This is a genomic window from Flavobacterium bomense, from assembly GCF_003970355.1.
The window spans coordinates 97218-110672 of sequence record NZ_RYDJ01000002.1 but is presented as its reverse complement, the minus strand read 5'-3'; the positions used below and the strand labels follow the sequence as shown (position 1 = coordinate 110672).

Below are 13455 nucleotides of genomic sequence, written 5' to 3'. Positions count from 1 at the left end.
AACTAAATGAGGAATAAACTTTAGATTTTTATTGTAGAAGCAGTAACTTCATTAACTACAATTTGTTAAATAAATTAACATAGATTTAAGTTCGCTTAGTTCGGTAAATGCCGAACTAAATAGTACTTTTGCAAAAAAATTATGAACAATATTCCTAAAGAAAGAGAAGAACTTATAGAAATGTTCGGAATTCATTTTGAGTTACTGTATAATTTATCTCCGCTTGGCTCCAGAATTCTGGGACTATTAATAATTGATGGCTGCAAAAAAGGATTAACCTTTGAAGAAATAGTTGAAAAACTGGGCGCCAGTAAAAGTTCGATTTCTACAAACTTGAATCTGCTGCTAAAAATGGACAAAATAAATTATTATACGTTAACTGGTGATCGAAAAAAATATTTCAAATCCAGTCCATTTAGCGAAAGACTGACTAATTATCTAAAAATACTTGATTTTGAAAAACAAATAATCGAAAAATTGCAAGCGTACCGTGAAAAAAACATTTCATGTCCTGAAGAGCAGTGCAATCTGGAAAATACAAAAGCATACAAAAAACATGTAATAGAAGTCGAAGAATTATTGATTAAAACCATCCATAAATTCAAAGAAATAGAAAATAACAATAGTAAAATAATAATTAATCAATTTTAGTAAATAGTCCCAGATGAAAAAAAAATATTTTATAAGTGTAATTTTATTATCAATAAGCTTGCTCTCCTGCAAAAAAGAAACGGCTCAAACGGCTCCTTCTGTTATGTCCTACAAAGTGGTTGAGATAGCAACCTCTAATACAACTTTATTAGCTGAATATCCTGCGAGTTTAGAAGGCGTTACCGATATAGATATTCGTCCAAAAGTAGATGGATATATTCAAAAAATATATGTACAAGAAGGACAAGAAGTTAAAAAAGGGCAATTGCTTTTTAAATTAGAGACTCAAACAGCAACCCAGGAAGCTGGCGCTGCAAAAGCAAAAGTTGCGGCTGCTCAAGTGGAGGTAAATCGTTTAATCCCTTTGGTAGAGCGTGACATCATCAGTGATGTGCAATTAGAAACGGCTAAAGCAAATTTAGCTAGTGCTAAAAGCACGTATCAAAGTATCGTTGCCAGAATTAATTATGCTACTATAAAAAGTCCTGTTAACGGAATTGTAGGAACTTTACCTTTAAGACTTGGAAGTTATGTAAGCAGCCAAACTGTTGAACCTTTAACCCGAATTTCGGATGTGAGCACGATTTATGCCTATTTTTCAGTAAATGAAAAAGAACAATTGGATATCATGATGAATACTCCAGGAAAGTCATTTCAAGAAAAAATAAACAAAATGGAAGCGGTAAATTTAATTTTAAGCAATGGGATGCAATATGAACAAAAGGGTAAAATTGAAACCTTTAGCGGACAAGCCAACACACAAACAGGATCGTTTAATGTACGAGCACGTTTTACAAACGGAAACAAATTGTTGCGTTCTGGAGAAAGTGGAACGATACAAATCCCTACACATTTAGAGGATGTTATTGTCATTCCTCAAAATGCAACATTAGAATTACAAGACAAACGCATTGCACTTGTTGTGGATAAAAACAACAAAGTGCAAGCAATCCCAATTGAAGTTCGCGCAATTCCTGGAGGTCAATTTTTTGTAGTGGATAGCGGATTAAATGTAAACGATAAAATACTTGTTGAAGGAGTGGGGATAGTAACTGAAGGAACCCTCATTAAGGCTGAAATTATTGATTTTAAAACTATCATCAATCCAACAAAAAAGTAATTCAGAAACTAATTATTGAATAAATAACAAAATATGTTTTCAAAATTCATTGACAGACCGGTATTGTCAACGGTGATCTCTATTATCATCGTAATTTTAGGAGTTTTAGGGTTAATCTCACTCCCTGTCTCACAATATCCAGAAATAGCGCCACCTACGGTAACCGTAGCAGCAAACTATCAAGGCGCCAGTGCCGAAGTTGTAATGAGCTCGGTAGTAATTCCATTAGAAGAACAAATCAACGGTGTTGAAGACATGACTTACATGACTTCTACATCAAATAATGACGGTTCAGCAGCTATTAATATTTACTTTAAATTAGGTACAAATCCAGATTTAGCAGCTGTGAATGTGCAAAATCGTGTTTCACGTGCTACACCTTTGTTGCCTCAGGAAGTTACAAGAGCCGGTGTAACAACTTCAAAGAGACAAAGCGACAATATTTTGATTTTATCTTTATACAGCGACAACCCGGATTATGATGATACTTTCCTTCAAAATTATGCTAACATCAATATTTTACCAAAAATAAAACGTGTAGCAGGAGTTGGAGAAGCAATGATTTTTGGACAAAAAGACTACTCGATGCGTATTTGGCTTAAGCCAGATGTAATGGGAGCTTATGGACTTGTTCCTTCGGATATTACAGCTTTATTGGCTGAGCAGAATATTGAAGCCGCTCCCGGTCAGTTAGGTGAAAGTAGTGACCAATCTTTTCAATATACATTAAAATACAAAGGGCGTCTGCAAGATGTAAAAGAGTTCGAAGAAATTATTATCCGTTCAACCCAAAACGGAGAAATCCTTAAATTAGGGGATGTTGCAAAAATTGAATTGGGGGCTGTAAATTACGCCAGTAATGCGTACACAAATGGAAACAAATCTATTGCAATTGCTATTGCACAAACTGCAGGATCTAATGCACAAGAAGTAATTGAAGGTTCTTTAAAAGTGTTAAATGAAGCGGAAGTAAATTTCCCGAAAGGGGTAAAATATGCCACCTTAATTAATGCAAATGACTTCTTAGAAGAATCTATCACTAAAGTGATCTACACTTTGATTGAAGCCTTTTTATTGGTTTTTATTGTGGTTTTTATCTTCTTACAAGACTGGAGATCTACCCTTATACCAGCAATATCTGTGCCTGTTGCAATTGTGGGTACTTTCTTTTTCCTAAGTTTATTTGGCTTTACCATTAATTTATTAACTCTTTTTGCCTTGGTATTGGCTGTGGGAATTGTGGTCGATGATGCCATTGTAGTAGTTGAAGCCGTCCATGCCAAAATGGAAGCTGGGGAACATGATCCCAAAAAAGCAGCTCATAGTGCCATGCAAGATATTAGTAGTGCAATTATTTCTATTACCCTTGTCATGTCGGCGGTATTTATTCCTGTTTCTTTTATTAGTGGTTCAGCGGGCGTTTTCTACAAGCAGTTTGGAATAACTTTGGCTGTTGCAATTGTATTATCAGCTATTAACGCCCTAACACTTTCTCCTGCTTTGTGTGCCATTTTCTTGAAAGAACACGATAAAAACTCAAAGAAAAAAGGTTTTGCAGAACGCTTTTATACGGCATTCAATGTTGGGTTTGAAACAACAACCGCTAAGTATAAAAGATCTGTTGAGTTTTTTATAAAACGTAAATGGTTGGCTTTTTTAGGAATTGCCATTTTTGCAGGGATTTTTATCTTATTATTAAATATTACGCCAAAGGCTTTTGTTCCGGGTGAGGATACAGGAGCAATTCTTTCTGACGTTTCTCTTCCGCCCGGCACTTCATTAGAAAGAACCGAGGAAGTATTATTGCAAATTGAAAATAAAGTAAAAGATATTCCTGAAATAAAAGAAGTACTTCGTATTTCAGGTCGTAGTTTAATAAGTGGTACAGGTAGTAATTACGGAATGGTAATTGTAAAATTAAAAACTTGGGCTGAACGTAAAGATGCGAATCAGGAAATAAATGCAGTAATAGCTGAATTGTTTAAGCGTACGGCTTCTGTTAAAGATGCAAAAGTCCTCTATTTTGCTCGTCCTACACTTGTTGGTTTTGGTTTTACCAATGGTTTTGAATTTCAATTACAAGATCAAAAAGGAGGAACAATTGAGGAGTTGGATGAAGTAAAAAGTAAATTTTTAGGAGCTTTAAATAGCCGTCCCGAAATCAAATATGCAACTACCTCTTTTTCTCCAAATTATCCGCAATACCGAATTGATTTGAATGTTGCTACCATAAAGAAATCAGGGTTAACTGTCACGGATGTTTTAGGCACTATGCAAGGATATTATGGTGGCGTTTATGCTTCTAATTTTAACAAATTTGGAAAACAATTTCGTGTAATTTACCAATCTGAACCCGAATTTAGAAGTAATCCCGAATCGTTAAATCAAGTATTGGTCAGAAATAATACTGGTCAGATGGCTCCTATTTCACAATTTGTGACTTTAGTAAAAGTATTTGGCCCTCAGGCAATAGAACGTTTCAATTTATTCACTTCTATAAAAGTCACAGGGGCTCCAAATGAAGGTTTCAGCTCAGGTGATGCCATTAAAGCAGTTGAAGAAGTAGCAAGTCAAACCTTACCTATTGGTTATGGTTATGAGTTTTCAGGAATGACTCGAGAGGAAATAAGTGCTGGCGGTCAAACATTGTATATTTTCCTATTGTGTTTGGTTTTTGTATATTTCTTGTTAGCCGCTCAATATGAGAGTTATATGTTGCCTTTTGCAGTACTAATTTCATTACCAATTGGTTTAGCAGGAGCATACTTATTTGCTTATTTTTTCAATGTGAGTGATAATATTTACCTACAAATAACACTTATTATGCTTATTGGATTACTCGCTAAGAACGCCATTTTAATCGTCGAGTTTTCTGTAGATTCCAGAAAAAAAGGAATGAGTATCACCCAAGCGGCTATTCATGGTGCAGTTGCTCGTTTACGTCCTATATTGATGACATCATTTGCATTTATTTTCGGATTATTGCCTTTGATGTTAGCTAAAGGAGCTGGAGCTGTTGGGAATAATGCTATTGGAACTGGAGCAATTGGCGGTATGTTAATAGGAACCATTTTTGGTATTTTTGTAATACCGGTATTGTTTATCGTTTTCCAAACCTTACAAGAAAAAATTTCTACAAAACCACTTCCGATAACAAATCAGGAAACTGATGTCGCACTTTTAAATAAAGAAAATGAAGAATAAGTTAATTAAAATAGCAGTAGTTGTTATAACCGCTACTGTAATGCAGTCGTGCTTTGTTGCTAAAAAATATAACAGACCAGAATTAAAAACCGAAAATCTTTACAGAACTGAAGTTGTTTCAAATGATACCACTTCACTTGCTAATGTTGCTTGGGATCTCGTTTTTACCGATCCTCTTTTGCAAGGGTATATCAAAAAAGGGTTAAACAATAACCTGGATATCAGAATTGCAATGCAAAATATCCAAGCTGCCGAGGCTACCATGCGACAGGGAAAAGCAGGGTATTTTCCAACACTTTCTGTAGGTGCCGACTGGACGCATCAAGAGCTTTCTAAAAACAGTCAATTAGGTAACTTAATAAGCCGTGGTGGTGGTGCAACTAATGTGGATCAATACCAGTTTACAGGGAATCTTTCTTGGGAAGCAGACATTTGGGGAAAAATACGAAGCAACAAGCGCGCAGCAAATGCGGCCTATCTTCAAACTACAGCAGCGAATCAAGTGGTCAAAACACAATTAATTGCTACCCTTGCCGCAACCTATTATCAATTGCTTTCTGTTGACGCACAAATAAAATTAACAGAACGAACCTTGATTAACAGAAATCAAAGTATTGAAACAATTGTAGCATTAAAGGCGGCAGGAAATGTTACCGAAGTTGGTGTGAAGCAAACCGAAGCGCAAAAATATGCTACCGAAATTATCCTTGCTGATTTAAAGAATAATAGTATCATTCTTGAAAACACGATGAGCATTCTTATGGGTGAAGCTTCTGCCAAAATTGAAAGAAGCACTTTTGAAACACAATCCTTACAACCAACCATTACACTTGGTGTACCTGCTACGTTACTAAGAAACAGACCTGACGTGATTGCAGCAGAATACAACTTTATTTCGAGTTTTGAGCAAACCAATGTAGCTAAAAGTAATTTTTATCCAACGTTAAAACTTACTGCAACAGGAGGACTTCAGAGTATTGATTTGAAAGAATGGTTTAGCGCTAATTCCCTTTTTGCTAATGTAATTACGGGGTTGACACAACCTATTTTTAATCAAAGACAGATTAAAACCAGATTTGAAATTGCAAAAGCAAATCAGGAAAAAGCCTATCTTCAGTTTGAGCAGTCTTTGTTGACCGCCGGAAAAGAAGTTTCGGATGCATTGGCACAATACAACAATGAAACCTACAAACTCACCGTGAGGGGAAAACAAGTAGCTGCATTGAATAAAGCCACTGATTATTCAGATGAATTATTGACGTACGGACTAGCGAATTATTTAGAAGTTTTAACTGTAAAAGACAATGCTTTGAATGCAGAATTAAGCTTGATAGACAATAAATTCCAACAATACAAAGCCATAATTCAATTGTACAGAGCCCTTGGTGGGGGCTGGCAATAAGACTTACTTGATTAATTAGAATTGATTTCTGTTAGTTCCAGAACCACTGTTTATTGTATAAGCAGTGGTTTTGTCTTTTAATTCGGATTCCAATATTTAAGTAGTGGACTTTCTCAGTGAAAGAGTAAAGTATAAAAAAATACAAACCCAAACGTAAGAAGCGTAATTAATACGAATCCAAAGAACATATTTCTTTGGGACTCAATTACTGGTTTGTTGTCTTTATATAAACTCATTACCACTCCGTTAGCACCATATCCCAAAATAAATTTGCACGCTACTTCTTGATCGTTTTCAATTATTTTAAAATGATGTGTTCCTCCTGCTATAGAACGTTTCTCCGAAACTATTTTTCCGTTTAATAGTATAGTTTCTTTTGCCATAAAAGAATTAAAAACTTCTATCTTATTGTCTCCAAGAGTGATTGTTGTAAACTTCATTATTCAATTTGCTTTAGTATTTAATTACGTCCTTTCAAAGTATTATAAATCTCTGTTGTTGGGTAAAAGTATATAATTATCGAAGTAATAACTAGGACTGCACATTTAAATCAGAATTTTAAGGAATAAAACCATAATATAGACCTCAAAAATGTACTTATTATCTCATTGTCAGATGCAACCCCTATTTTTACAATAGTAAAAGTGAGTTGAGAATCATAATACAGTATTTACTTTTCGTTAAATTTAGTGTTAATATTAGAAAACCTTTATTTTTTTTAGTAAGTTTAAACATTAGATATTTTTTTACCTATTTTCAGGAAACTGTCTATTGATCTTTAATCTAATTTCAAGTACTTATGATAACATTAAACGTAAATAATAAAACCTATCAAGTTGATGTAAGTCCGGACATGCCTCTACTATGGGTAGTAAGGGACACACTGGGCCTGACTGGAACAAAATTTGGTTGTGGTGTTGCACAGTGCGGAGCATGCGTGTTGCATCTTGATGGAGAAGCAGTTCGATCCTGCGTAACTAAAGTCAGCAGGGCCGAAGGAAAAAAAATAACCACAATTGAAGGCTTGTCTTTACATAATGACCATCCAGCGCAACTGGCATGGAATGAAATGGATGTACCCCAATGCGGATACTGCCATTCCGGCCAAATCATGTCAGCTGCAGTGTTATTGAGAGAAAATCCAAAACCGACTGATAAGGATATTGATGACGCGATGTCAGGAAATATTTGTCGATGCGGAACCTATCCTCGTGTAAGAAAAGCCATTCATTTAGCCGCACAATTACAAGAAAAAGATAAAAGATAAAAGATACTTCAATATACTAAATCAACTTTTTATAGGATATTCCTCTCTTAAAATAATCAATTTACTATGGCTTCATTCCAAAAAAATAAAACGGCTGTTATTCTCTTTTTTTTGCTCGTTAGTGTAGTTGCATTGGGCTGGACACTAAAACCGGAGAATGAAAGTGAATATATAAATATTAATCCTACTGTAATCATCAAGGACAGCATTGCCTCTGTAAAAGCATTCCAAAAGGTTTATAAAGTTTTAATGAGTCCCCGTTGCGTGAACTGCCACCCTATTGGTGACGTTCCTTTACAAGGAGAAGACAGTCATTTACATGTCATGGCTCCTAAACGCGGTATTGACGGAAGAGGATTATATGCCATGAAATGTACAAATTGCCACCAAACTAAAAATACACCTGGATTACATACGCCACCAGGAAATTCAGACTGGCACTTGCCACCTGCTGATATGAAAATGGTTTTTGAAGGCAGAACAGCTCACCAGCTGGCAAAACAATTAATGGATCCATCTAAAAACGGACATATGGATATTAATAAACTCAAAAAACATGCTGATGATGCTTTTGTTCTTGCAGGATGGAATCCGGGCGAAGGGCGCAGCCTACCGCCACTGACCCATGCAGAGTTTAAAAAAGAATGGCTGACATGGCTAAATAACGGTGCATATGCTCCCGCCAAATAATTTCTAAACCAGAGTATTGTAAAATAAATAATTTCTAAAGTATGATGGATTCAAAAAACAATTTAGTAAATACAAGACGAAGCTTTCTCAAACTTACTGGTTTGGGTGGGGCTGCTCTTTGTATGGGGTTTTATTTACCCGGCGATACAGTTCCAACTTTAATAAAACCATCCGATTTAACAGCAGCTGATATTGAAATGTGCGCCTGGATACTCATCAATACCTCCGGAAAAGTAACCATAGTTAGTCACCGTGCCGAAATGGGTCAGGGTGCCTATCATTCCATTCCGCAAATTATAGCCGAAGAACTAGAAGTGAATTTAAAAGATATAGACGTAGTATTTGCCCAAGGAAATGAAAAAAAATACGGAAACCAGATTACTGGTGGTAGCTCAACCATAAGATCCGCGTACAAAAAATTACTAAAATTGAGCGCCACGGCACGTGAAATGCTGATTGCCGCAGCTGCGCTCCAATGGAATGTATCCGTTGACGATTGCTATGCCGAAGCAGGACATGTTATTCACAGGCCTTCTGGCAAAAAGAAACACTATGGTGAACTGGCAACCCAAGCTTCAAAATTAGAAGCTCCTAAAAATCCTAAACTCAAAAAAATATCCGAATATAAGCTTATCCGCCAGCCATTACACCGTTTGGATACGCCCATGAAAACAAATGGGACTGCTATTTTTGGCCTCGATAAAAAGATTCCAGGCATGCTCTATGCAGCCGTAGAACGAAATCCAAGACTTCGTGGAACAGTAAAAAGTTTTGATGATTCCGTGGCAAAAAAAATACCAGGGGTAAAACAGATTTTTGTGGTAAAAATGATGGTCCACAATACCATTCGGGAAGGAGTCGCCGTTGTGGCTGATTCGACTTGGGCAGCGATGCAGGGGAAAAAGGCTTTAATAGTTGAATGGGATGATACTGGATTTGAACATGTAAACAGTCCCGAAATATTCAAACGCCAGGAAGAATTTATAAAAACGAAGGAAGGATTGCCTCTTAAATCTCAAGGTGATCCTACTGCAATCATAGAAAAATCAAATAAGAAACTGGATGTAATCTACCAGACCCCATACCAATCCCATAGCTGTATGGAACCGCTGAATTGTATTGCCAATTTCCAAGGAGATACTGTAGAAATTTGGGGTCCGATTCAAGCACCTGGATGGGTTCAGGATTTTATAAGCACCCAAATGGGAATTGCAAAAGAAAAGGTAATTGTAAATATGACTTTCCTCGGTGGTGGTTTTGGAAGAAAAGCCTTTACCGATTATCCTCATGAAGCGGTATTGATTTCAAAAGAAATTGGAGCTCCGGTTCAGGTAGTTTGGACACGAGAGGATGACCTTAAGCAGGGCCCTTACCGACCAGGAATCTCTTATCGTTGTGAAGGTGTAGTAAAAGGCGGGAAAATTGAAGCGCTTAAATTTAGAATGGCAGGCCAAAATAACGACCACTGGAGTGGAGGAAAGAAAGACGTTCCTAATGATAGTACCAGCGAAGGATTCCTTGAACCCTATTATGCGAGTATCAAAAATTTAAGCATTTCAGATGTTCCCTTTGAAACACCACTACCAACAATGTGGTGGCGTTCAGTGTATGCTTCTACAAACGGATTTGCGTTTGAAAGTTTTATGGATGAAATGGCTGTAGAAGCTGGCGCGGATCCGCTGGATTTTAGAAGAGCTCATCTACAGGATGAGAGATGCCAAAAACTAATTGACAAAATGGAAGAAGTCTCCGGCTGGAAAAAAAGAAGTAAAAATGAAGGCTATGGTGTAGCCATCACTGAATGTTTCAAATCAACGGTAGGACACATTGTAAAAGTTTCAAAAAACGCCTCTGGAGGTGTAAAAATAGATAATGTTTGGGCCGTCATAGATTGTGGCTGGTATGTAAATCCGGATATTATTCGCGCGCAGGTTGAAGGTTCCATCGTCATGGGTCTGGGTGCGGCAACAATACATGAAATAACATTTAAGGATGGTATAGTAGAACAAAATAATTTTTATGATTACCCAATGCCTCGTATTACGGATATTCCACAAATAGAAGTGTATATTATAGACAATGAAGAAGATGCAGGCGGAGTTGGAGAACCCGGTCTTCCTCCTTTTGCACCAGCGTTGACAAATGCCATTTTTGACCTGACAGGCAAAAGAATACGAAAATTACCATTTAGTCTGGCAACGGTATAATGCCCTATTTTTTTAGCCAGAATCGTTAAAACTTCAAAATGATTCTGGCTAAATTTTTTACCTTTAAGGGTGATAGCAATTACAAGCTCTTTTTTAATTCCTATGCTCCGCAAAAGCAGATTCTTAAAAACTCACAAAAGAACTAAATAAGCATAAAACCTACTTTACAATACTAGTTTAAATGACACTTATCCAAGAAAAAATCTATTTAGATAATAATGCAACAACGCGTATTGACGATCGGGTGCTTGATGCCATGCTTCCCTATTTCACTAATTTTTATGCCAATGCAAACAGTAGCCACCTGGCTGGATTAACGGTGAAAGAAGCAGTCGAACAGGCCAGATGGCAAACAGCGGAACTAATTCAAGCAAAACCAAACGACATTATTTTTACCTCAGGTGCAACAGAAGCAATAAATCTTGCAATCAAAGGACTTGCAAACGAAAAACGCAAACATATTGTTACTGTAATTACAGAGCACGAAGCCGTTTTGGATACTTGCCTTCACCTAGAAACCATCGGATACAAAATCAGCTATTTAGGCGTCAATAAGGATGGTATTTTAGACCTAGACCTTCTTACAGCATCCGTGACCGAAGAAACTGCACTAGTAATTGTCATGATGGCAAATAACGAAACGGGGACACTCCAGGATATTAAAAAAATCGGGGAAATTGCTAAATCTAAAGAAGCCTATTTCCTGTGCGATGCCACTCAGGCTATAGGAAAAATTCCAATTAATGTCGTTGATTTAGGCATTGACCTTCTGTCTCTTTCTGCACATAAATTTTATGGACCAAAAGGCATCGGTGCATTATTTGTTTCCAAAAAAATAAAAGCAAAATTAACGGGTCAAATCACTGGAGGTGGTCAGCAAAACAGCAAACGAAGCGGTACTTTAAATGTTCCGGGAATCATCGGACTTGGCAAAGCCTGCGAAATTGCAAGCTTAGAAATGGAAAAGGACAGAGATAGGATAACAATAATGCGAGACTTACTTGAAAGGGAACTATTGAAAATACCCGCATCTTTTGTCAATGGTTCGCAAACAAATCGTCTTTACAATACGACCAATATTTGCTTTCGAGGCGTGAATTCTGAAAATCTTATTCTTGCTTTGCAAAATATTTCCGTTTCTAATGGTTCGGCCTGTTCGGCTGTTACATCAGAACCTTCACATGTCTTGAAAGCATTGGGTCTTACAAATGAAAATGCCTTATCTTCGATCCGATTTAGCTTAGGAAAATTCACCACTTTAGCAGAAATTGAATTGACAATTGCTACCGTTTCCGAATTAACACGGCTATTAAAGTCATAAAATAGTATGTTCTAAATCGGATTTAATCCAAGTACGAAAATTAAATTCAGCTATTTATTTTCCACTGATGGGATTGGTCATTAAAAATTTCTTTTCCCCAAATCTGAAGTTCTGCTTTTACGTGTTCTACAATTTCATTACAGGCTTCCATGGCAATGTTTCTGTGCTTAGAAGAAGTGAAAACAAACAGGCATATTTCACCCGCATTGACCACTCCAATACTGTGATGCACATGCATACAGCTCAACTCATATTTAGAAAATAGCTCTTCCCTGATTTCCTGCATTTTTTCTAACGCCATCGCTTCATAAGCACTATATTCAATAGCTTTCACTGTTTTGCCATCAACAACATCTTCCCGAATCTGACCCAGGAAAATACTGTGCGCTCCAATATTTTTTTTAGTCGCATGTTTTGCAATGCTATCTGCTATAAATAATGGAGGAATAGCTCCTTCAATGAAAATATTTTTGATTTTTTTGATCATTATTTAAGTTCTTTTAATGCATTGATGCCGTCTTTTAAGTGGCTTATTTTTTTGGTAGTTCCAAATTTTTCTAATAAAAGTGCCCCTGCTATCAAGCTACGTTTTCCACTTTGGCAGAATAATAGAATCGTACGTTCACTAATTTCTGGAATTTTTTCACTCAGCCCGGATAAGGGAAGAGCACAATATTTGAAATCAGCTTTTGGAAGCTCGTCCTTTTCCCGGACATCAATTACAATAGTATCGTTATTGGAAACTTGGTCTAAAAAATCAATAACAGAAAGGGTTTCAATTTCGGTACTTGCGAGTCCGCAGAGCAAGTTATATTCTGTGGCTTCGAATGTTATTTCATCTTTTGGTATCAAATCAGAAACGGAAACTTCCATATTAATTTCAATGACATACAGTTCATAATTAAGCAAACTGAATGTAAGGAGTCTATTAACCAATACCTCCCCTATTCCTGTAAGTAATTTAATCACCTCCCCAGCCTGCATCAACCCGATGATCCCGGGTAAAACGCCTAAAACACCCGCTTCATTGCAATTTTGAACTTCATCCGGTTTTGGAGGTTTAGGAAACAAATGGCGGTAGTTCGTCTTGTTCTTATTTTCATCTTCAATATTAAAAACAGCCACTTGCCCTTCATATTGATAAATAGCACCAAAAACCAAAGGCTTCTCTAACAAGACACAGGCATCGTTTATCAAATAGCGGGATGCAAAATTATCAGTGCAATCCACTATAATATCATAGGCACGGATGAGTTTTATTGCATTTTTAGAACTAAGTGCAATGGCATAGCCCGTAATACTAATTTCAGGATTGAGGCTTAGTAGTCTTTTGCATGCAACTGTGGCTTTGTCTTTACCAATGTCATCCGTCGTGTATAAAACCTGTCGTTGCAGGTTGCTTAAGGATATGATATCATGATCTACAATGCCAATGGTACCAATCCCAGAGGCAACAAGATACTGCAAGACGGGACATCCTAAACCACCTGCTCCTATCACAAGCACCTTGGCTTTCTCCAGTTTTTGCTGTCCTTTAGTTCCAAAATCTTGAAGTGAATAATGGCGGGAATATCGGGCGTTATAATTTTCCAT

Annotated in this window: 11 protein-coding genes; 8 read left to right on the top strand and 3 right to left on the bottom strand. The window is 36.8% G+C overall.

The window, feature by feature from the left end; genetic code table 11:
* Positions 1-141 precede the first annotated feature (141 nt).
* The 4 genes from EKL98_RS03300 to EKL98_RS03285 are packed head-to-tail and all read left to right on the top strand — an operon-like array spanning position 142 to position 6377.
* Positions 142-651 carry a GbsR/MarR family transcriptional regulator gene (locus EKL98_RS03300; protein ID WP_126553340.1) on the top strand — a complete coding sequence of 170 codons (510 nt, stop codon included), beginning with the start codon at positions 142-144 and terminating at the stop codon, positions 649-651.
* 13 nt (positions 652-664) lie between these two features.
* The gene (locus tag EKL98_RS03295; protein WP_126561549.1) at positions 665-1771 is read left to right on the top strand and encodes an efflux RND transporter periplasmic adaptor subunit; all 1107 of its coding nucleotides are present in this window, start codon (positions 665-667) and stop codon (positions 1769-1771) included.
* Between the two features lie 33 nt (positions 1772-1804).
* Positions 1805-4975 (top strand): efflux RND transporter permease subunit, encoded by a 3171-nt coding sequence (locus tag EKL98_RS03290; protein WP_126561548.1) that lies wholly within the window; start codon positions 1805-1807, stop codon positions 4973-4975.
* Positions 4965-6377, top strand: coding sequence for an efflux transporter outer membrane subunit (locus EKL98_RS03285; RefSeq protein WP_126561547.1), 1413 nt, complete (start codon positions 4965-4967; stop codon positions 6375-6377). Before EKL98_RS03290 ends, EKL98_RS03285 begins: the two co-directional genes overlap by 11 nt.
* Positions 6378-6490: 113 nt before the next feature.
* Here EKL98_RS03285 and EKL98_RS03280 read toward each other — a convergent pair whose 3' ends face one another.
* On the bottom strand, positions 6491-6817 hold the full coding sequence (locus tag EKL98_RS03280; RefSeq protein ID WP_126459463.1) for a hypothetical protein: 327 nt from the start codon (positions 6815-6817) through the stop codon (positions 6491-6493).
* A 359-nt stretch (positions 6818-7176) separates the two neighbouring features.
* Here EKL98_RS03280 and EKL98_RS03275 point away from each other — a divergent pair, with 359 nt between their 5' ends.
* The 4 genes from EKL98_RS03275 (at position 7177) to EKL98_RS03260 (ending at position 11862) form a co-directional block, all read left to right on the top strand.
* Positions 7177-7644, top strand: coding sequence for a (2Fe-2S)-binding protein (locus tag EKL98_RS03275; protein WP_126459461.1), 468 nt, complete (start codon positions 7177-7179; stop codon positions 7642-7644).
* Positions 7645-7710: 66 nt separating this feature from the next.
* On the top strand, positions 7711-8334 hold the full coding sequence (locus EKL98_RS03270; protein ID WP_126553352.1) for a hypothetical protein: 624 nt from the start codon (positions 7711-7713) through the stop codon (positions 8332-8334).
* 41 nt (positions 8335-8375) lie between these two features.
* Positions 8376-10541 (top strand): xanthine dehydrogenase family protein molybdopterin-binding subunit, encoded by a 2166-nt coding sequence (locus EKL98_RS03265; RefSeq protein ID WP_199736780.1) that lies wholly within the window; start codon positions 8376-8378, stop codon positions 10539-10541.
* Between the two features lie 181 nt (positions 10542-10722).
* The gene (locus EKL98_RS03260; RefSeq protein ID WP_126561546.1) at positions 10723-11862 is read left to right on the top strand and encodes a cysteine desulfurase family protein; all 1140 of its coding nucleotides are present in this window, start codon (positions 10723-10725) and stop codon (positions 11860-11862) included.
* 46 nt (positions 11863-11908) lie between these two features.
* Here EKL98_RS03260 and EKL98_RS03255 read toward each other — a convergent pair whose 3' ends face one another.
* Both EKL98_RS03255 and EKL98_RS03250 read right to left on the bottom strand, forming a co-directional pair.
* The gene (locus EKL98_RS03255) at positions 11909-12349 is read right to left on the bottom strand and encodes a molybdenum cofactor biosynthesis protein MoaE (RefSeq protein ID WP_126561545.1); all 441 of its coding nucleotides are present in this window, start codon (positions 12347-12349) and stop codon (positions 11909-11911) included.
* Positions 12349-13455: a HesA/MoeB/ThiF family protein gene (locus tag EKL98_RS03250; protein WP_126553356.1), complete on the bottom strand. Its 1107-nt coding sequence runs from the start codon at positions 13453-13455 to the stop codon at positions 12349-12351. The genes EKL98_RS03255 and EKL98_RS03250 overlap by 1 nt, the downstream gene beginning before the upstream one ends.